Below are 19,298 nucleotides of genomic sequence, written 5' to 3'. Positions count from 1 at the left end.
ACTTTATTTAAAACTAAATAAGATTTATGAGTCCTATAATAGACCCATTTCAAGGATAAGTCAATAATTTTATGAACTATTTTTTTATTGAAGTTTCTACAAGGTTTATATATAATAGAAGAGAAAATAATTATGAACTTTAAAATAGACTTTAGACTTTTGAGAAAGTAGGGATTATCATGAATGGTTTCGAAAAACGCACGGAAGAAAAGAAAAAAAGCGTTTTGGAAGCGGCTTTCAAATTAATGAATACAGAAGCTGGCGTTAAAAACTTAACTGTCGATGACATCGTAAAATCAGCAAACGTCGGCAAAACGACCATTTTTAAATATTTTGGTAGCAAGGAAAATATCATCCACGAGGTGTTCTATAAGTTTTTAAACGAAATGGGCGAATCGGCAAAGGCGATTATGGCGGAGAATAAACCATTCGAAGAAACCATCATTGCAATGAGTCAAAATAAAATCCGTTTTTTAGACAAAGTAAATAAGCAATTTTATTTGGATTTAATGGTGTATTTCACTGAAAAAGAGGACGACGGCATGACGCGCATTATGGAGGAGTACACGAAGCAAAGTTTTAATATGATGCTGGATTTATTTCACCGTGGGCGGAAAGAGGGAAAAGTGGACTTGAAATATTCAGATGAGTTCTTAATTCTTTATTTTCAGGCACTCGTCGAAGGCATTTCGAGCCCAGCAATTTATGAGCGTATTTTGCCTTATACGGAGGAATGGACGGAGCTTCTTGTGAAAGGGATTGCGCCGCCGAATAAATGATAAAAAAAACCCCGAGTTCAGTTTGAACTCGGGGGTTTTACTGTTTACTTCACTTTCGCGCCGTTTGGTAGGCCGCTTGGGGCTTCAATGACGCTTAGTTTGCCGCCTGACTCGCCGGATAAGATCATGCCTTCGCTCATTAGGCCGCGGAGTTTAACTGGCTTAAGGTTGGCTACGACAATGACTTTTTTACCGATTAAGTCTTCTGGTGCATAAAACTGGGCAATGCCGGATAGTACTTGGCGGAGTTCGCCTTCGCCTAAATCAAGCTTAAAGCACAACAATTTGTCGGCTTTTTTTACTTTTTCCACTTGTTTCACTTCAGCCACGCGTAAATCGAGTTTGTCGAAGTCTTCGATGCCGATTTCTGGGGTTTCAAACGGTGTGATTTCGGCTTCTCTTTCTTCAGCGGCGGTGACTGGTTGCGTCGCTTTCATTTGTTCTTGGATATATGTTACTTCTTCCGCTGCATCTAGGCGTGGGAAGATTGGCGTGCCTTTTGCGACTACTTTTGTGCCGGCTGGAATGTGGCCAAAGCCAACAAGTGAGTCGAAATCCTGGTTTTTGTCTAAGCCGAGTTGTTCTAAGATGGATTCAGGCGCTTTTGTTAAAAATGGTTTTAATAATACGGCAATGATGCGCAAGCTTTCCGCAAGATGCACCATGACGCTGCCTAGTTCCGCCCGTTTTGATTCGTCTTTCGCTAAAACCCAAGGCGCGGTTTCATCGATATATTTATTCGTTCGTGACACATAAGACCAAAGTTCGCGCAGCGCAACTGAAAACTGCATGTGGTCCATGTTTGCCTCATATTCTTTGACGACCGCGTCCTTGAATGCAAGAAGCGGTTCATCAAACTCGGTAATTTTCCCAGAATAGCTAGGAATTTCGCCATCAAAATATTTGTTAATCATAGCAATCGTGCGGTTTAAAAGGTTCCCCAAGTCGTTCGCGAGGTCGTAATTGATGCGGTCGACAAAATCTTCCGGGGTGAATAAACCGTCTGAGCCGAACGGGACTTCACGGAGCAAATAATAGCGCACGGCATCTAGTCCGTAGCGGTCAATGAGCATATATGGATCCACGACATTTCCTTTTGATTTGGACATTTTGCCGTCTTTCATCAAAATCCAGCCATGCCCGAAAATCATTTTTGGAAGCGGTAAATCGAGCGCCATCAAAATGATTGGCCAGTAAATTGTATGGAAACGCACGATTTCTTTTCCGACAATATGCACGTCAGCTGGCCAGTATTTCTGGAATTTCGCGTCATCATTCGAGCCGTACCCGAGTGCCGTAATATAATTGGAAAGCGCGTCAATCCAAACGTATACCACGTGTTTCGGATTCCCTGGTACTTTAATTCCCCAATCGAACGTCGTGCGAGAAACAGCTAAGTCTTCAAGGCCTGGTTCGATAAAATTTTTAAGCATTTCATTTTTACGTGATTCTGGCAAAATGAATTCAGGATGCGAATTGTAGTAGTCCACTAAACGGTCCGCGTATTTGCTCATGCGGAAGAAATAGGATTCTTCTTTAACGAGCTCCACTTCATTCCCGCTTGGGGCTTTTCCGCCAATGACTTTGCCGTTTTCATCACGGTAAACTTCTTCAAGCTGGGTTTCTGTGAAATATTCTTCATCAGATACGGAATACCAACCTTCATATTCGCCTAAATAGATGTCGCCTTGATCTACTAATTTTTGGAAGATTTTCTCCACGCCCATTTTGTGGCGCGATTCAGTGGTGCGAATAAAATCCGTATTGGTAATTTCTAGTTTTTCCCACAGCCCTTTAAAACCGCTGGCGATTTCATCCACATAGGCTTGTTCTGAAATCCCTTGTTCTTCGGCTTTCGCTTGGATTTTTTGCCCGTGTTCGTCTGTGCCTGTTAAGTAAAAAACGTCAAATCCTTTTAAGCGTTTATAACGCGCCATCGCATCTCCTGCAACGGTTGTGTACGCATGCCCGATGTGCGCTTTTCCACTTGGATAATAAATGGGCGTTGTAATATAAAATGTATTTTTTTCTTTCGGCAACCCTTTCCCCTCCTAAAATTCTAAACGATTCCGTTATATTATAGCACATTCAGATGCAGATTTTTAGATACCTTTTGTGACACCAATTAGAACGCCGCCGATTACAACGAGTATTACGCCGACAATGACGAACGCCATTTCTTTTTTCGTTTTCTTTTCTCCTAAAAGTAAAATGCCGCCTAGTGTCGAGATTACGACGCCAAGTTGTGATAGAGAGAATCCAGTTGCGACGCCAACAAGCCCGTTTGCATAGAGCATTGCTAGATTTCCGCCCGCCCAAATCATGCCCGGAATCATAATAAGCCATGTCCGCTTCGTGAAGCGCTTTTCTTTCCCATTGTATGTCATCACAAAAGCAGACACCACCATACCAGCAGCCTGCGGTAAAATTGCATCAAAACCATTAATATGGAACCCTTGAATGATAACCACATAACCGATGTAGCCAAGCGATGAAATTGTCAGAAGCATTAAACCGCGACTAACCGATTTATCCGCGTCCGTTTGATGCTCGGCATAAGAAGTCAGATAAATTCCGCCAACAATTAGAACGAGCGCCGAAAAACCTAGAACGAGACGTAGCGTCGTGTCCCACTCATGAAATAAAAGTACGCCGCAAAGCGTTGTACCTACAAGTTGCATGCCTGTTGAGATCGGCATCGCCTTTGAAACACCAATAACTTTAAAAGACTGCAACTGAAACATTTGACCAACAGACCATAAACACCCTGTAAAAAAACTTACGACAAGCGTTTGAACGGTGTAGTCAGGTTGTCTGAATACAAATACAATTAACGCAAAGACGAACGCACCAAGTGTGACTCCCATTGTTTGTTGGCGTGCTGTTCCCCCGACCTTCGTAATGACAAGCGGCATAATCCCCCATAAAACCGCTGGAATTAATGCAATCAAAATGTTCAAACTTTTGCTCCCCCTTTTAACCCGAATTTTGTACTTCTTCTTATTATAACGGATACTTATTTCGAATGATAGCACGCAACAAAAAAACCAGAGATTCTTCTCGGAAGAATTTCTGGTTTTTGTCCTATTTAACGATTAGTCATCGTCGCCGTCTACGGTCTCTTGATCAAAGTTATAAATTTTAGAGTCTGCCGCACCAACTGTTACATCATATTCCATGTTTCCTTTAACAATTTCAAATTCATATTCTTTACGGCCATTCTCGTAGTCTACCTCACTCGTGATTACACGCCCGCCGCCCGTTCTGCCGAGCGCGATTTGTTGGGCTTTAGAAAGAGAAATTTCTGCCGTTTGGCTTGGCGTTCCATTTGACTTCGTTTGCGCCTGACTGCCACTGCCTGAAGTGCGGATAGTTTCTTTTTCGAACTTGTAAACTTTCGAATCAGCTGCACCGATTTCAACTTCATATTCCGTGTTGCCATTAACAATTTTAAAATCGTACTCTTTACGTCCATCATCGTAATCCGTATAAGCATTAACTACTCGGCCACCGCCCGTTTTAGCAAGCGCGATTTGTTGGGCTTGTGCAAGCGAAATGCCAGTTGTTCCTGATGTAGATTTATTTGTCGTATTGTTTTCTGAACCTGTTTTGGGACTTGCTTGTCCAGACGTGTTAACCGTTTCTTTTTCATACTTGTAAATTTTAGAATCAAGCGCGCCAACTTCAACATCATGTTTGACATTGCCATTTAAAATCTCAATTTCATAAACTTTTTTATTGTTTTCATCAGCTACTTTAGAAGATGTAACTTTGCCGCCACCAGCTTTCTTGAGGGCAATTTGTTCAGCCTCTGCTGCTGTAATTTCTTTTTTATTTGTTGAAGTCGTCCCAGAATTGATTTGCTTTTCTTCATAACTATAAATGCGTGAATCGGCTGCACCGATGTCTATACTATATTTCGTATTTCCTTTAACAATTTCAATTTCATAAACTTTTCTACCATTTTCAGTATCAAGGTTATACTTCACGACTTTACCGCCGCCAGTTTCCTTAAGCGCAATTTTTTTAGCCTGACTCGCCGTAATATCCGCGGCTGCTTCCGCATGTGAATCACTTCCGTTTAACCAAATGCTTCCTGAAACTGCAATTCCACTAATGGTAAGAACCGATACTAATAGTGCTACTCCTACTTTTTTCTTACTCGTATCCATAATCGTTGTTAGTCTTTTTTTCATTGTTTTTTTCCTCCATAAAAGTTCGTTGATAGTTTAGTATTCAGTGTTTTTCCTCTTCCAATAACGCCAATAATCGTTTCACCATATTCTATTCTGCCGGAGCGATCAAGCCCGCGGACTACTTTTTCATCACACGATTCTTCGCAATCATTTTGAAGTGCTTTCGCCATAAAATAAATCACCGGATTAAACCAATAAATCGCATTTATCATAAGCATCGCGTATCTCACCCAAAGATCTTTTCGTTTAAAATGGACGAGCTCATGTCGGAAAATAAAAGCGAGTTCATCTTCCGAAATTGTTTTATTTGGTATTAAAATCGTTGGGCGCAGCAAATGAATGAACATGGGACTAATTTCCATTTTGCACGTATAAACTGCGACTTTTTTATGTAACAGATTCAAACGTTCTTTTTCTTGTTCTAAAACAGTAAGTATTGCTGCATCTCTTACGGGACTGCTCCATCTTTTAACCAATCTGGAAAATTTAATGTGGCTCCAGAGTGTGTAGGCTAGAAATAGCAGCGCACCAGTTAACCAGATAACAAATAAAATCATTGAAATATCCAGTACGCTATTTCGTTCCGCATCGCTTTGAACTGCAACCGTATTATCCGCGGAAGTTTCTGATTCTAACACAGAAGCTTCTTGAGCAGTTTCAATACGTTCAAGCGGCGGATTATTATTCGTCAGTGAAAAATCGAATGTTGGTCGAAAAGGGATGAGAAGTCCTATTAAAATGATTATCCAAATAACATAACGCCACTTTGCTGCATATTTTTTTGCGAAAAAATAATTAAAGGCAATAAAAGCGAGAATTATAAAGGACATGGCAAGTGAAATCTCAAAAAGCTGTGATAAAAATTTTTCCATGCTGTTTATCCTTCCTTGTTTAGCCAGTCTTTTAATTCATTAATATCATCATGTGTCAAATCTTTTCCATCATATAATGTATTAACTAACTGTGTGATAGAGTTATTGTAGTGTTTCTTCATAAAATTTTTCGTTTCGACTTGTAAATATTCTTCTTCCGAAACGATTGGCGAAAAGCGACGTTCACGCCCATTTTTGCTGCTTTCTAAAAACTCCTTTTCCACTAAACGCGTTAATAAAGTTAACACGGTTTGGGGCTTCCAGTCCTTGTCGTCGGCTAGTTCAGCGATGATTTCGTTCGTTGAAACCGCCCCTGCTAGTTTCCATACAGCTTGCATAACTTCAAATTCAGAATCTGGCAATTTTTTCATGTGTGCACCTCTTTCTACAATTGTCGTTTTTCTTTATAATACATTTGTCGTTTTGGAAAATCAAGTATTTTTATTCAAATTAAAATTGCCCCACCAGGTATACTTTTACTTAAAGAGGGGTAAAGTCTAGAAGAATATTTTGAATAAAAGGAAGGTGTAATCCAATGAAGTCCACTGGAATTGTTCGAAAAATTGATGATTTAGGGCGTGTTGTTATTCCAATTGAAATTAGGCGCACACTTAATATAAATGTCCATGATCCGATGGAGATTTTTATTGATGATAATGCCATCATTTTCAAAAAGTATATTGCTGGACTTGAATGCGATGTAACGGGGACGATTTCTTCGGAGAATAAGCATTTTTTGGACGGCAAGCTAACGTTAAGTAAAGACGGGGCGAATCAATTGATTGCAGAAATTAAACGTCAGTTTGATACATGAAAAAGGAGCTTGGGTATCCAAGCTCCTTTTTCAAATTACTTTTTCTTAAACTTACGAAATATGTTTTTAGAAGCACTTTTTACAACATCAAAGAAGCTGATAGAGGGCGTCATATTGGCCGGATCGACGTATACGCGTATTGCTCGTAAGGCGTCTTTTGGCTTTTTAGAAGAAAAAGTGTACGTGCCATTTTGCTTCGTTTTAATAGCATAGCGGGGAATCCACTTCCCTTTTAGCATAACTGAAACAATGACTTGGTCGACTTCTTCCCACGGAATTTGAATAAACTTGCGCACGTCTCTTGAATTAAAAAATTCAAAACCCTTATCGCCTATCATGATTTTTCCGTAATCCGTGAGCCCCGTAAAAGCAGTAGCATCTATTGTTAAATCTACCTTCGTATTTATCGACTGAACCAAATATATCCGCTCCATTTCTTTTTACTTTGACATTCATTATACCAAAAAATTAAGGAGAAAGTGGTTGGCGGGAACCAACCACTTTAACTGTTTCCTTTTTAGAAGAGTCCGATAACGTGTCCAACCACACCTACTACGAATAAGCCAAGAATGATAATAATTGGACTGATTTTTTTCTTAAGCAACCACATACATAAGAATGTAAGTGCTAAGGCAGCAAGTCCTGGAATTAAACTATCTAAGTTATTTTGTAACGTCGTAACTTTTATTTCAGAAAGTGCTAAGCCGGCATTTTGTTGTTCAAGAGCTGTTTTAATCCCTTGAGCGCCTGCTGGCAGGTGGTTCCAATCAATATAAGCTCCTTCATCAAGTTTAACTTTAGAGATGATTGGCGCGAACTGAATGTTTACCCACCTTTGTACCAGGGCGGCGAGCACGAACATACCGAGTATCGAAGCACCTTTTGTAATGTCTTGAAGAAGTCCACCAGAAAGGTCATCAGTAATTTTAGAACCTGCTTTGTAAGCAAACTCTTGTGTGTACCACATGAAGCCCCAACGAATAATATTCCAAGCAACGAAAAAGATAATTGGGCCAAGAATGTTTCCGCTAAGAGCAAGAGAAGCACCTAAAGCGCCTAACATTGGACGTAGTGTGAACCAGAATACCGGATCCCCAACGCCAGCAAGCGGTCCCATCATACCAACTTTTACCCCTTGAATTGCAACATCATCAACTTCTGCTCCGTTTGCGCGTTCTTCTTCTAGCGCAAGCGTTACACCGAGAATTGGTGAGGCAATGTAGGGGTGCGTGTTAAAGAATTCCAAGTGACGTTTCATCGCTTCAGAACGGTCATCTTTAGATTTATATAATTTTTTAATCGCTGGAAGCATTGAGAATACCCAGCCACCATTTTGCATACGTTCATAGTTCCAAGAACCTTGAATAAACGTAGAGCGCCATGCTACTTTCAGGCGGTCTCGTTTCGTTAATTCAACTTTTTCTGCCATTTTTATTCTCCTCCTTTTTTAGGCTTAATAGTCGTTTAATATATCCCCGAGCGGATCACTTGAGTTACCTTTTCCACCGCCGTTAGAGTTTCCACCGCTCATTTTAGAAAGTTGTAAGTAAATAAGCGCTAATGCAACACCTAATGCACCTAGTGCGATTAATGTTAACTCGGAAATTGCTGCTACAACAAAACCAATAACGAAGAAAGGCCATACTTCTTTTGTCGCCATCATGTTGATTACAAGTGCATAACCAACGGCTACTACCATTCCCCCACCGATTGCCATACCATCTGTTAACCATGCTGGCATTGATTCTAGGAAATTTTGTACAGTGGCTGCTGGGATAAATAATAGCGCCGCTGCTGGAATTGCGATACGTAAACCTTGCATACAGATTGCTGAAATGTGTAACCATTCAACTTCTCGCATATGCCCTTTTTCAGCTGCTCTATCCATCATATGAACGATTGGAACGGCTAAAGTACGAACGATCATTGTTAAGAAAAGACCTGCTACTGCAAGTGGAATTGCAATTGCGATTGCGGACGGAATACCTGCTACACCTTGTCCACCTAAAACTAAAATAATTGCTGATGCTACTGACGCCAGTGCCGCATCCGGTGCAACCGCTGCTCCGATATTTGCCCATCCAAGTGCGATCATTTGAAGCGTACCACCGAGGATGATACAGGCAGTTAAGTTCCCTGTTACTAAACCAATTAATGTACATGCTACTAAAGGTTGATGGAATTGAAATTCATCCAGAATCCCTTCAATACCCGCTATAAATGCAACGATTATTACTAAAATCATTGATATAATAGTCATAATGTACCTCCTATTTTTGAATTTATTCGCTTACCCTTTTAATTCTGCTTTTGCTTTTTTGATGATGTCCTCCATGTTCGCGCTAGAATCGTTTGGAACTTTACGAACATCGAATTTAATACCTTTTTCTTTTAGCTTATCGAAAGCTGCCACATCTTCTGGTCCCATTGAAAGTACTTTGCTTACTACCACTTTGCCGACAGAATGTGCCATAGAGCCAACATTTACTTCCTTAATGTCTACGCCACCTTCAACAGCTCTTAACACATCTTCTGGATTTTCAAATAATAAAAGTGCTTTTGTATTCCCAAAACGTGTATCTTTTGAGATTTCAATCATTTTGTCAACTGGAATAACATTTGCTTTAACGCCTGGTGGTGCTGCTTGTTCAATTAACTTCTTACGCAAATCATCTTTCGAAACAGCATCCGATACAACAATGATGCGATTCGGTTGCGTTGATTTTGTCCAAGCTGTTGCCACTTGTCCGTGTAACAAACGAGAGTCAACACGTGCTAAAACAAATTTTATTTTCCCATCTCCAACAACAGTTCCCGGTGCCATCGGGCCTGCTGCTTGTTCCGCTGCTACAGGTGCAGCTTCTGCTGGTTCTAGTTCTTCCGGTTTCACTCGAATTCCTTCTTTGCCGCTCCCAATAATATGCGCCGCAATTTCTTGCGCAGATTCCATAGTGAAGCGTGATGCAAAGGCTTCGATGAGCATTGGTAAGTTAAGACCGGCTACAATTGCCCACGAATCAGCATGCGCTTCAAACAAGTTGTTCGCTTGATTAAACGGAGTGCCTCCCCAAAGATCAACTAAAATCAATACTTGATCTTGGTTATCAAACGTTGCAATCGCAGCTTCCATCTTTGCTCTTACATCGTCAGGGCCTTCATTTGGCATCAGCGTAATCGCTTGAACATTTTCTTGCTCTCCAAAAATCATCGTACCAGATTGCAAGACGCCAGAAGCAAACTCTCCATGGGTTGCAAGGATAATTCCTACCATTCTTTTACCTCCTAAGTGAAATATTTTGTTTAAAATAGACAGTCAAATGTCTAGGCAGATTTAATGTGTGATTCCGTTTTTGTCTATCTTAAAAATCTAAATGCACTCCCTTTTTAACGAAGAGCATCCATTTAATGTATTGCAAGTTTCGTGCCAAATATAGTGTATCAAAGCGGATGGCATTGTATACCGCTCATCCGTCGAATTTTAAAAATTAAATTTCTCGAAGTGTATTATAGATTAATACGCTATTTCCTGATAAATATTAGTGTATTATTTAACGAAAACCAGCCCTAACCTTGCATTTATATTTGAAAAAATTCTGCTTTTGCAGCAGAATCTCGTCATATTTTGTCTTAATTAGTTAATTGTTACAATACAAAATTTAAAGAAATACGCTTCATAGCTTCTATCAAGAAATATTTTTGTATTGCTTTCAGCAACTATATTTGTGTTTTTTAATATGTTAAAGTATACATATCGCTAGCAAATGACTCAACAAGGAGGAGGACAATGCTCAAAGAAAGAATTAATTTTTTACTCGACAAAAAAGGGATGTCACGAAAAGAACTTGTAAGCGGACTAATCACTTTACCCCATTTTTCAAATATTTTAAAAGGGCGTTATATCCTCGCTGAAGATTTAGCATCTAAATTCGCTGAAAAACTTGAGGTACCCGCAGATTATCTGCTTAAAGCCGAAGATATATCTAACCATATATTGCAAGGCGCAAATGATATCGTAAACCAGATGATTGTTTTCATTGATATTGATGAAACATATGTCACCACACTTCCGAACTGTTCCAACCCACTTGTGATTGAATTAACTTCTAAACTTATGGCAGCTTGTTATTATCAATCAATCGGGGATAACAAAAATTATGCTTTTTTACATAAAAACTATTTAAACTTTTATTTAAAAGAGTTTTCGGACGACGATATCAAAGACCTTCCAAGCCCGTTAAAAAAAGCTTTTTACTTTTATAAAATCCAAGTTTTTAGGTCGAAAAATGATTTTGAACTCGCCTATAGCTATTGTAAGTTGCTGCTCCCACTTCTTACGGAAGATGTCGAGCCTTGGCTTGCCGTAAAAAAAATAGAAGTTGAAATTCTGCTTACACTGAGAAAATTCGAGGTGGCAAAGAAGAGTTTAGATGAGGCAATGCAAAAAATTCAACTAAAGAACTTAAATTATCATCTCCCAAGCTTTTATGTTTTACAAAGCAACTATTATTTTTATTTAGGTTTTTCCGAGGAAGCACTGATTAGTCTATCGAAAGCCGAAGAAAATGTAGCTCATTTGGATTTAACAATAAAAGGAACTTATCTCATTACCATTTTTAACAATCGCATCGTCATGCTTATTAAAACAGGAAAGTTGGTTGAGGCTGAGTCAGAAAGCGAACGTTTTAATACGTTTTTACAACACTCTTCAGAAGTCGAAGAAACATTTTTTACATTAATAAAAATCTACAGGGCCGATATCGCCTTATTAGGAAAACAATTCGATAGGCTTGCTATACTGATTGAAGAACTCGAAAAACTTCCTAAAAATAGCGACCAAGGTTATGCATTACGATTTTACAAAGCGATGCTTGCTATTTCAAACGGTGACTATCAACTCGCGGAAGAAGAAGCAGAATCCTGCATAATGTATTTTGAAGAGAACCCGATTATCGAGCGACTAGTCCCGCTATATGAAACCCTTGGCATTTGCGCCGAGAAAAAAAGGCAATATAAAAAGTCTTCAGATATGTATAAAAAAATTGTCTATTTACTAAAAGAAGGTTAGGAGAATAAAAATGAAAAAATTATCTCGTTTATTATCAACACTTGGATCTCTGTCAATTGTCGGAACAATGATTTATATATTCTTTTTGAGTAACGATGACTTAAGCGTCACCGTTGAAAGTTCTCTATTCAAAATTGGAATTTACGGCGGTATTGCATTAATCGTTTGTTCCACACTACTTTCCCTTTTCGGACTCAAAAGCGCAAAGGTGAAAAACGGGGAAGCCGCATTAGGCATCATTCGTAACTTCACCCAAACAGGAACTTACGTGAACGAACAGCCACAAGTCGAAATCCAATTAGATGTCGTCAAACGCTCTGGCGAAAATTTCCAAGGACAGGTGACAACCATTGTTCCCCTGACACAATTAGCAGCCTTACAAATTGGCGCTCCAATCCAAGTTGTAACAAATGATGCGCGAAAAGTCGGACTCCCTAAAAATGGCGACCCAACGCTTTCACAAGATGAAACACAACATTTATTTGAAGAATTCGGGATAAAACAAGGATTCATGGATGCGGAAGCCGTTAAAATTGGTAGAGAGGGTGTCAAAAGTTATGCTACAGTAACTGGAATGCGACCTCTAAACAGCATGTCTGACGCCAAAGTAACCGTTTCTCTAGACCTGGAAGTAGCGCTAAAAGATCACACAACAAAGCTCGTTACTGTTGAAAAAACGGTGTTTAATGAAGCACTCGACCAAATCCAACCGGGAAGGGTCATTGAAGTCATTTATCTGGAAAATAATGTTGAAAAACTTGTGATTCAAACAAAAAGTTCGGCAGAAAAAACGTTTCACGCCATACTCAATGAATGATAAACACAAAACAAATCCCCAGCAAATCAAGAGTTGCTGGGGATTTTTCCGTTGCTGCTTGACAGCAAGTTTTCTAATCTCTTTTGAAATTGTCCATATCAATCACTCTTTTGATCCAGCTCATGATACGCCCCGTAAACTTCACGTTTTGGGAGTTCGCGTTCTTTCATGACTATTTTAATTGCTTCTTTTGAGGATAGATCATTTTGTGCCATCACACTTTCAACGTGCGCTTTAATGGTTAGGTTGGTCCACCAGGCGGCGGTTGTTGACGTGGGATTTTCGTTTCCTTCGATAATTAGACAAAATTCGCCACGGACGTTCTCGTTTTCAGCCCAAGTGAGTGCTTCCGAAATTGTGCCGCGGAGAAATTCTTCGTAGCGTTTCGTGAGTTCGCGACAGAGCGTGATTTTGCGCGATTCACCCGTGATTTTCGCCATCGCTTTGAGCGTTTCTTTGAGGCGATGTGGGGATTCGTATAAAATCCATGTTTCGCGGCGTTCGGATAGTTCAAGGAGTGCTTCTTTTCGCTCTTTATTTTGTCGCGGCAAGAAACCATAGAAATAAAACGGCTGCGGGGCAAGGCCTGACGCGATGAGTGCGGTTAAAGCGGCGTTTGCTCCGGGGAGTGGAATGACTGTCAAATTTTCGGCAAGGCACGCCGCAACAAGTTCGTGGCCGGGATCGGAAATGGACGGCATTCCGGCGTCACTTACGAGCGCGATTTTCATGCCGCCTGCAATTTGTTTGACCAGTTCATTTTGGCGACCAAGCTCACTGTATTGATGGTAGCTCACCATTTTTGTGTGGATATCAAAATGGTTAAGCAGTTTAATCGTGTTTCGCGTATCCTCCGCAGCAATTAAATCGGCGTCACTAAGCATGCGAATCGCACGGAAAGTCATATCCTCCAAGTTGCCAATTGGTGTCGGGACCAAATAAAGCGCGCCGGCCTCTCGTTCAAAACTCTTCTGTGATTTCACCCGTTTCCCCCTCCTTCAAATAAATTTCCTTCTGCTTCCGCGACAACTTTTTAAACGCAGCTTCCGCTTTGGTGGCCTCGCTTCTGGTTAAAAATTTCTCCGTGTGAATAACCTTGACGGGACGCCTCGTTTTGGTGTATTTACAGCGAATGCCGGCATTATGTTCGGCTTCGCGGCGCAAAACATCAGTCGTATAGCCGCCGTAGAATGTGTCGTCGTTACATTTTAATACGTAAAAAAAATGTTCACTTGCCTTCGCCATATAGAATCTCCTTTAAAAGTGGGGTGTAGTCGCCGTTTTGTTCGTGCACAAAAATGGGTGGCAAGTAGCGCACGCCTGATTTCGCATCCTTTATCCCTTCAACAAGAACCATATTGGCGTCGCGGTCTAGGTGGGGGTGAACAAATTGCACGCGCTTTGGTTCCAAGCGATATTTGCGCATAAAATCCATGATGTCAACGAGGCGGTCAGGACGGTGAACAAAGCTTGCTTTGCCGCCTTGTCTGAGAAGCTCTGCGCTCACTCGGACGGTGTCTTCAAGGGTACACATGACTTCATGGCGCGCAATTTTATAGTGCTCATTGGCGTTCACCTTGCTAGATGGGGGCGTGTTGAAATACGGCGGATTGCATGTCACAATTTGATGTTTTTCCTTACCAAGCGTTTTTGTGACCTCACGAAGATCCGCTTCTAAAATGGTAATTTGGGCAGCTAATTGGTTGTATGAAACACTTCGGCGCGCCATGTCGGCTAGTCGTGGTTGAATCTCAACAGCCGTGATGGGAACTTCCGTGTGCTTGCTAAGAAGGAGAGGAATAATGCCATTTCCGCTGCAAAGGTCCACAATATCGCCTTTTTTTCGGGGAATGTATGTAAAATGGGCTAGCAAAACGGCGTCAAGAGAAAACGAAAAGACAGATGGACTCTGAATAATCCGCATTTCTTCTGCAAGTAAATAATCAAGTCGTTCGTCATCTCTTAACAATCGTTTCATCTCCTTAGAAAAGGCCTCTCCCCGTTTTCCGAGAGAAAGGCCATGTTTACTTTTTATTTAATAATGATAGGCAAAACAAGCAATCTTCGTCATTGCCGCGCGGGCTGCCGAAGTGAACGTTGCAGACGTGAAAACCTTCTTTATAAAGCTTCACTAAATTTTCGTGGCCGGCGTTTTGTTCAATCATTTGTTGCATCGCTTCTTTGCGTTCTTTTGCCATGACGCCTTTTTCATGTAAGTCTTGCAATTTTTCGCTCGACTCTCCTTGGCGCTTTCGCAAAAGATCATTTTCGAATTCTAGGCGGTTATTTTCTTCAATCATTTGGGCTAAGCTCGTTTTGAGTTCGCCAAGCTGTTGATAAAGCTCACCAATTTGTTCTTCCATGTTGCTTACTGAATCAAAAAGTGCTTTTTTCTCCATTATTTTCACCTCAAGACTTTGCTAGAAATGAGTTAAACGGACGGATTTCATCTAATGCGTATTCAAGAATCGTTTCTTCTTCAGGCATGCGTACCTGCAAAAGACGTTGTAACAAGTTGATGCCTGTTACTTTCGCTTCAGTTCCTTCTGGCGTTGTGATGACCGTTCCGACATCTGGCATTTCTCGTTTTGCAACTTCATATTCATCGTTTTCATATTTCAAACAGCACATTAAGCGTCCACATAAACCTGAAATTTTTGTAGGGTTAAGCGATAAATTTTGGTCTTTCGCCATTTTAATTGATACGGGTTCGAAATCACCTAGGAAAGTGGAACAACAAAGCATGCGTCCACATGGTCCGATTCCGCCAAGCAATTTGGCTTCATCTCGCACACCAATTTGCCGCAACTCGATACGTGTTCTGAATACGGAAGCTAGATCTTTCACGAGCTCACGGAAATCCACACGACCTTCTGCTGTAAAATAAAAAATGATTTTATTTCGGTCAAACGTATAATCAACATCGACTAGGTTCATATCAATTTTGTGTTCCATAATTTTTTCTGCGCAAAGACTGAGCGCTTCACTACAAGATTCACGGTTTTCTGCTACGCATTTATAGTCTGCCTTCGTTGCGATTCGCACAACATTTTTAAGTGGTAAGACCACATCTTCTTCGTCGACAAACCTAGGTTCAATGACGGCGCGCCCAAATTCAATCCCCTGCGCATTTTCTACAATAACGCCCTGATCCTCAGCAATGTCTAAATCGCCAGGCGAAAAATAGTATATTTTACCAGCGTCTTTAAATCTGACACCAACAATTTTAATCAATTGAATGACCTCCCTGAACTTTTAATACAAGTTGCTCCATTAAAAGTTGCGGATTCATATTTGAATCCAGTTTTGTTTTAGCACTCAAAATTAGTTCGATATCACGGGTAATTTTCGTTAACGAAAATTTAAGTGCATCGTTTTTTAGCATGTCTTTTTGTCCCACACAAATCAGTTGATATTCCGGAGAAAGCGCCATATGTAGCACATCCCGGAGCAGAAGCATGAACAAATCTAGCCCGATTTTAAGATTCTCTTTTTCCTTAAATAACGGCATCCATGTTTCCTGAATAAAAATAAGTGGATTTGGGCCCGAATGATACAAACCTTCATATAATTTTACGGCGGCACTTCTTGCATCTGCGAAAAATTCATCTTCTTCAAAGTGCATGGCTTCGTCGATACTTCCGGTTAAACTTGCGTATATTCGTGCTTTCTGTTCCGCAATTCCCGTAGCAACAAGTCGCTCGACCAGCTGATTAAAGTTCAATTCTTTAAATTGGACGGGCTGCAAACGCGAAGCAATTGTCGGTAAAATTTGGCTTTGATTTTCGGTTAAAAATAAAAGGAGCATGCCCGGCTCTGGTTCTTCAATAAATTTAAGAAGACTGTTTGCCGATTGAAGCGTCATTTTATCGGCTTCTTCAATAATAAGTACTTTCTTGTCGGATTCCATACCTCGTTTCGTAAGCTCCATTTTCAGCTCACGAACTTGGTCGATTTTAATGCTTAATCCGTCAGGTTTTAAAAAGTGAACGTCTGGATGGTTATGATTTTCGATTCGGGTACAATTGACACATTTCCCGCAAACAAGTGACTCTTTTGTCTGCTCTAAACAAGATAAACTTTTTGCGAGCCAAAGCGCCATTTGTTTTTTTCCAGTGCCTCTTGCCCCAGCAAATAAGTAGCCATGCGACAAGCGGTTAGAGGCTACTGATTGCGTAAAAAGATCCATAACAACAGGCTGCAAAGTGCGTAATTCCTCTTGTAGTCCCACAAAAAACTCCCTTTCAAGTTCATTCTTTCCTATTATAACATGACAGACAAAAATTCGCGTGATTTTTTTATTTTCCTAAAAAAAGTTAAATTTTTCCCAAATACGATAGACAAGACACTATTTTCGGAATAGAATAAGGAAGAAGAAAAGCGGCTATTCAAAGGGGGCATCACCTATGCAAGAATCTCAAAAAGGCATTACTGATTTTTTGCGCACGCACACTGCTGATATGATTTCCGACTGGCTTGATTCCATCTACTCCATGAAAAAACCGTACACAAGTTTCGTGTACGAACCGCTTTACAAAGAGGAATTACGCGCAGATAGTAAACAAACTGCCAATTTGATTATTGATTTTTTTAACCCGGATAAAAGCCAATTCGAAAATTCGCTTACAAAATGGCTCGACCACATGTACAAGCGTCGCATGGAAAACGAAGTTCCACTACCCGAAGTGCTTATGACTTTGGATAAACTGCGGTATCAATTTCTAAAATGGACGGGAAAATTTGCGATTGCCACCGATTCGATTTCGAAAGCGCAATACTCAGAAGCAATTCAATCGATAAACTTTGCCTTTGATGCGATTAACGAACAATTCACCGACTTATATTTCACACAAATCATGCAACACCTAAACGCGCAACAACATTTAATTGCAGAAATTAGCACGCCGATTATTTCCATTACCGACCATATCGCCATCTTACCTTTAGTTGGCCGCGTCGACCATGAACGTGCTGAACAGTTGATGGAAACCACAACAACGCGTTGTAGCCAGCTAAATGTTGATTACCTATGCATCGATTTATCGGCCATCACCACTTTCGAATCTACACTCGTCAAAATGCTGTTTAACCTAGCTAGCGTTTTAAAACTACTTGGCATCGAGCTCGTTTTATCAGGCATCACCCCAAAAATGGCGCAGCAAATGATACAGCTTAACCAAAGCGTCGACATTCCTGCCTATCATTCGCTAAAGGAAGTTCTAAAAGATAAGGTTTAAAAATCATGGAGCAAATGTTTCATGGTTTTTTCATTTCGCTTAAATCCTCCTTACAAGCTCTACTAAATCGCGGTAATCGCCTGAAAACAGCGCCTTTCATTCGAAAAACGCTTAAACTAGCTTTCCTAAAAACGGGTATGGTTTAAAGAATGTGTTGGATAGTTCACATTCAAATTCGAAAGAAGGAGGAGCTTTCAGTGAGAAAAAATGGGATTTTCTATGTCACGATCTTCCTTGTCAGTCTTCTGACGATTTGTATTTTTGCGGCATTTCCAAGCAAAAATGCGTTCGCGAGGTCAACCATTCCACTTGAATCTGTTATAACAGGGAAAACGGGAACGATTTATTTAAAAAGTAAAAAAGAGGCTGTGTATACGGTGGACAAGCCCATCACGAACGTGCAAGTGAATTTGATTGGGCATGCTGCTGGTTCTGAAATTAAAGCAAATTTTAACGGGACGGGACGAAATAAAACGCCTTACCTCATCTCATATGCAACTGGCAAACAAAATATTACGATTAAAAATATTACGTTTGATTTGGCTAAACGAGGTCGAGGTAGCCTTTATTTCTCGAAAGTCCAAAACTTAAATTTATCTAACAATACATTTACGGGCTATTCAAAAAAATATGGGTATTATAAAACGGATAGTTCGGTTTTACTTGAGAACTCCAAAAATGTAACGATAGAGCGAAACAATTTTATTAACAATGGTTTTGAATATTCAAATCGAGATGGTGACTTGAACCGCTCGGTAACCATTCAAGGCAATTCTAGTAATCAATTTAAGCTTTTGAACAACAAATTTTACAAGGTTAATCAGGCGGTTGTTGCGATGAGTACTGGTGTCAATTCTTTTCTTATAAAGGGAAATCGCTTTGAACAAATTGTTGATAACGCGCTTTATTTGCTTACTATTGGACGAGCAGACATTTACAGCAACGTTTTCCTAAACTCGGCAGATGAGGGCATTGTTATTTCAGGCGGCACGTTTAACATCAAAAGTAATCAGGCGACGAATGTTCGGAATAAATTTTTGGCCGTTGACAATAGCGTGCAATCAATAGACTTTGCTTACAATTCTGTTGTCACAAATCTGGCTACTAAAAAAAGTCGCCCTAGTGCCATTACGTGGCGTCCAGGACGAGAGCGAGCACTTGTTACAAGGCTATATATTCGCGATAATTCGTTCAATCTTGACACCGCACCGAGCAATTTTGATGTGTTCCCTTTTGGAAATGTGAAAACTTTTTCGTTTACCAATAACAAAATCATTCTGCAAAATCTGGCAACCTACCAAAAACTGTTCGCGTTTAAAGGCAGATCAACCATTGATTCTGCTACCTTCTATAAAAACACAATCACTACACGTCAGAAAAATGGCATTGCACCGAAATCCATTTTCTTGCGTGAAGACTCCAATACTTTTACCCCGATAAAAAAACTCATGATTAAATCCACCTCGTTTAAAGGGCAATTGCCTAAAAGATACAAGTATACTAAATGATTTGCACCAA

Annotated in this window: 21 protein-coding genes; 6 read left to right on the top strand and 15 right to left on the bottom strand. The window is 40.3% G+C overall.

What is annotated here, in order from left to right; translation table 11 throughout:
* Positions 1 to 179 precede the first annotated feature (179 nt).
* Positions 180 to 779 carry a TetR/AcrR family transcriptional regulator gene (locus CFS60_RS10275; RefSeq protein WP_088810777.1) on the top strand — a complete coding sequence of 200 codons (600 nt, stop codon included), beginning with the start codon at positions 180 to 182 and terminating at the stop codon, positions 777 to 779.
* Between the two features lie 44 nt (positions 780 to 823).
* Here CFS60_RS10275 and metG read toward each other — a convergent pair whose 3' ends face one another.
* From metG to CFS60_RS10250, 5 genes are all read right to left on the bottom strand, one after another.
* Positions 824 to 2,818: a methionine--tRNA ligase gene (gene metG, locus CFS60_RS10270; protein WP_088810778.1), complete on the bottom strand. Its 1,995-nt coding sequence runs from the start codon at positions 2,816 to 2,818 to the stop codon at positions 824 to 826.
* A 63-nt stretch (positions 2,819 to 2,881) separates the two neighbouring features.
* On the bottom strand, positions 2,882 to 3,739 hold the full coding sequence (locus CFS60_RS10265; protein ID WP_088815912.1) for a GRP family sugar transporter: 858 nt from the start codon (positions 3,737 to 3,739) through the stop codon (positions 2,882 to 2,884).
* Positions 3,740 to 3,874: 135 nt separating this feature from the next.
* A complete protein-coding gene (locus tag CFS60_RS10260) occupies positions 3,875 to 4,975 on the bottom strand; it encodes a PepSY domain-containing protein (RefSeq protein WP_088839212.1) in 1,101 nt (366 codons plus the stop codon).
* Entirely contained in the window at positions 4,972 to 5,847 is an 876-nt protein-coding gene (locus tag CFS60_RS10255; RefSeq protein ID WP_088839211.1) for a M56 family metallopeptidase, read from the bottom strand. Before CFS60_RS10255 ends, CFS60_RS10260 begins: the two co-directional genes overlap by 4 nt.
* A gap of 5 nt (positions 5,848 to 5,852) precedes the next feature.
* Positions 5,853 to 6,218 carry a BlaI/MecI/CopY family transcriptional regulator gene (locus CFS60_RS10250; RefSeq protein ID WP_088810781.1) on the bottom strand — a complete coding sequence of 122 codons (366 nt, stop codon included), beginning with the start codon at positions 6,216 to 6,218 and terminating at the stop codon, positions 5,853 to 5,855.
* A gap of 164 nt (positions 6,219 to 6,382) precedes the next feature.
* On the opposite strand from CFS60_RS10250, the gene CFS60_RS10245 reads away from it, so the two are divergent.
* On the top strand, positions 6,383 to 6,661 hold the full coding sequence (locus CFS60_RS10245) for an AbrB/MazE/SpoVT family DNA-binding domain-containing protein (protein ID WP_088810782.1): 279 nt from the start codon (positions 6,383 to 6,385) through the stop codon (positions 6,659 to 6,661).
* A gap of 35 nt (positions 6,662 to 6,696) precedes the next feature.
* On the opposite strand, the gene CFS60_RS10240 is transcribed toward CFS60_RS10245, so the two are convergent.
* From CFS60_RS10240 to CFS60_RS10225, 4 genes are all read right to left on the bottom strand, one after another.
* Positions 6,697 to 7,080 (bottom strand): DUF956 family protein, encoded by a 384-nt coding sequence (locus CFS60_RS10240; RefSeq protein WP_088810783.1) that lies wholly within the window; start codon positions 7,078 to 7,080, stop codon positions 6,697 to 6,699.
* Between the two features lie 98 nt (positions 7,081 to 7,178).
* Positions 7,179 to 8,090, bottom strand: a complete 912-nt coding sequence (locus CFS60_RS10235) for a PTS system mannose/fructose/sorbose family transporter subunit IID (RefSeq protein ID WP_088810784.1) — start codon at positions 8,088 to 8,090, stop codon at positions 7,179 to 7,181.
* A gap of 24 nt (positions 8,091 to 8,114) precedes the next feature.
* Positions 8,115 to 8,921, bottom strand: coding sequence for a PTS mannose/fructose/sorbose transporter subunit IIC (locus tag CFS60_RS10230; protein ID WP_088810785.1), 807 nt, complete (start codon positions 8,919 to 8,921; stop codon positions 8,115 to 8,117).
* A gap of 30 nt (positions 8,922 to 8,951) precedes the next feature.
* Entirely contained in the window at positions 8,952 to 9,932 is a 981-nt protein-coding gene (locus tag CFS60_RS10225) for a mannose/fructose/sorbose PTS transporter subunit IIA (RefSeq protein WP_088810786.1), read from the bottom strand.
* A gap of 513 nt (positions 9,933 to 10,445) precedes the next feature.
* Between CFS60_RS10225 and CFS60_RS10220 the strand changes: the two genes are divergently transcribed.
* On the top strand, positions 10,446 to 11,726 hold the full coding sequence (locus tag CFS60_RS10220; protein WP_088810787.1) for a helix-turn-helix domain-containing protein: 1,281 nt from the start codon (positions 10,446 to 10,448) through the stop codon (positions 11,724 to 11,726).
* 10 nt (positions 11,727 to 11,736) lie between these two features.
* Entirely contained in the window at positions 11,737 to 12,543 is an 807-nt protein-coding gene (locus tag CFS60_RS10215) for a hypothetical protein (RefSeq protein ID WP_088810788.1), read from the top strand.
* A 98-nt stretch (positions 12,544 to 12,641) separates the two neighbouring features.
* Here the strand turns inward: CFS60_RS10215 and rsmI are convergent, their stop codons facing one another.
* The 6 genes from rsmI to holB are packed head-to-tail and all read right to left on the bottom strand — an operon-like array spanning position 12,642 to position 16,774.
* Complete coding sequence (gene rsmI, locus CFS60_RS10210) at positions 12,642 to 13,526, bottom strand: 16S rRNA (cytidine(1402)-2'-O)-methyltransferase (protein WP_088810789.1); 885 nt, start codon at positions 13,524 to 13,526, stop codon at positions 12,642 to 12,644.
* Positions 13,504 to 13,788 (bottom strand): GIY-YIG nuclease family protein, encoded by a 285-nt coding sequence (locus tag CFS60_RS10205; RefSeq protein WP_088810790.1) that lies wholly within the window; start codon positions 13,786 to 13,788, stop codon positions 13,504 to 13,506. The genes rsmI and CFS60_RS10205 overlap by 23 nt, the downstream gene beginning before the upstream one ends.
* A complete protein-coding gene (locus CFS60_RS10200; protein ID WP_088810791.1) occupies positions 13,772 to 14,521 on the bottom strand; it encodes a tRNA1(Val) (adenine(37)-N6)-methyltransferase in 750 nt (249 codons plus the stop codon). The genes CFS60_RS10205 and CFS60_RS10200 overlap by 17 nt, the downstream gene beginning before the upstream one ends.
* Before the next feature lie 46 nt (positions 14,522 to 14,567).
* Positions 14,568 to 14,942 carry an initiation control protein YabA gene (locus CFS60_RS10195; RefSeq protein ID WP_088810792.1) on the bottom strand — a complete coding sequence of 125 codons (375 nt, stop codon included), beginning with the start codon at positions 14,940 to 14,942 and terminating at the stop codon, positions 14,568 to 14,570.
* A 10-nt stretch (positions 14,943 to 14,952) separates the two neighbouring features.
* Positions 14,953 to 15,777, bottom strand: coding sequence for a stage 0 sporulation family protein (locus CFS60_RS10190; protein WP_088810793.1), 825 nt, complete (start codon positions 15,775 to 15,777; stop codon positions 14,953 to 14,955).
* Positions 15,770 to 16,774 carry a DNA polymerase III subunit delta' gene (gene holB / locus CFS60_RS10185; RefSeq protein WP_088825833.1) on the bottom strand — a complete coding sequence of 335 codons (1,005 nt, stop codon included), beginning with the start codon at positions 16,772 to 16,774 and terminating at the stop codon, positions 15,770 to 15,772. Before holB ends, CFS60_RS10190 begins: the two co-directional genes overlap by 8 nt.
* Positions 16,775 to 16,949: 175 nt before the next feature.
* On the opposite strand from holB, the gene CFS60_RS10180 reads away from it, so the two are divergent.
* A complete protein-coding gene (locus CFS60_RS10180) occupies positions 16,950 to 17,780 on the top strand; it encodes an STAS domain-containing protein (protein WP_088839210.1) in 831 nt (276 codons plus the stop codon).
* A gap of 197 nt (positions 17,781 to 17,977) precedes the next feature.
* The gene (locus tag CFS60_RS10175) at positions 17,978 to 19,288 is read left to right on the top strand and encodes a right-handed parallel beta-helix repeat-containing protein (RefSeq protein WP_088810796.1); all 1,311 of its coding nucleotides are present in this window, start codon (positions 17,978 to 17,980) and stop codon (positions 19,286 to 19,288) included.
* Positions 19,289 to 19,298: the final 10 nt, after the last annotated feature.

The sequence above is a fragment of the Listeria sp. ILCC792 genome, from assembly GCF_900186135.1.
GTDB classification, from domain to species: domain Bacteria; phylum Bacillota; class Bacilli; order Lactobacillales; family Listeriaceae; genus Listeria; species Listeria goaensis.
This window is presented reverse-complemented; position numbering and strand designations above follow the sequence as displayed.

Coding starts and splice junctions, on each gene's coding strand:
- CFS60_RS10250 (WP_088810781.1), bottom strand. CDS start 6,218: ATGAAAAAATTGCCAGATTCTGAATTTGAAGTTATGCAAGCTGTATGG.
- CFS60_RS10220 (WP_088810787.1), top strand. CDS start 10,446: ATGCTCAAAGAAAGAATTAATTTTTTACTCGACAAAAAAGGGATGTCA.
- CFS60_RS10225 (WP_088810786.1), bottom strand. CDS start 9,932: ATGGTAGGAATTATCCTTGCAACCCATGGAGAGTTTGCTTCTGGCGTC.
- CFS60_RS10195 (WP_088810792.1), bottom strand. CDS start 14,942: ATGGAGAAAAAAGCACTTTTTGATTCAGTAAGCAACATGGAAGAACAA.
- CFS60_RS10205 (WP_088810790.1), bottom strand. CDS start 13,788: ATGGCGAAGGCAAGTGAACATTTTTTTTACGTATTAAAATGTAACGAC.
- CFS60_RS10230 (WP_088810785.1), bottom strand. CDS start 8,921: ATGACTATTATATCAATGATTTTAGTAATAATCGTTGCATTTATAGCG.
- CFS60_RS10255 (WP_088839211.1), bottom strand. CDS start 5,847: ATGGAAAAATTTTTATCACAGCTTTTTGAGATTTCACTTGCCATGTCC.
- CFS60_RS10235 (WP_088810784.1), bottom strand. CDS start 8,090: ATGGCAGAAAAAGTTGAATTAACGAAACGAGACCGCCTGAAAGTAGCA.
- CFS60_RS10275 (WP_088810777.1), top strand. CDS start 180: ATGAATGGTTTCGAAAAACGCACGGAAGAAAAGAAAAAAAGCGTTTTG.
- CFS60_RS10200 (WP_088810791.1), bottom strand. CDS start 14,521: ATGAAACGATTGTTAAGAGATGACGAACGACTTGATTATTTACTTGCA.
- CFS60_RS10260 (WP_088839212.1), bottom strand. CDS start 4,975: ATGAAAAAAAGACTAACAACGATTATGGATACGAGTAAGAAAAAAGTA.
- CFS60_RS10180 (WP_088839210.1), top strand. CDS start 16,950: ATGCAAGAATCTCAAAAAGGCATTACTGATTTTTTGCGCACGCACACT.
- CFS60_RS10245 (WP_088810782.1), top strand. CDS start 6,383: ATGAAGTCCACTGGAATTGTTCGAAAAATTGATGATTTAGGGCGTGTT.
- CFS60_RS10215 (WP_088810788.1), top strand. CDS start 11,737: ATGAAAAAATTATCTCGTTTATTATCAACACTTGGATCTCTGTCAATT.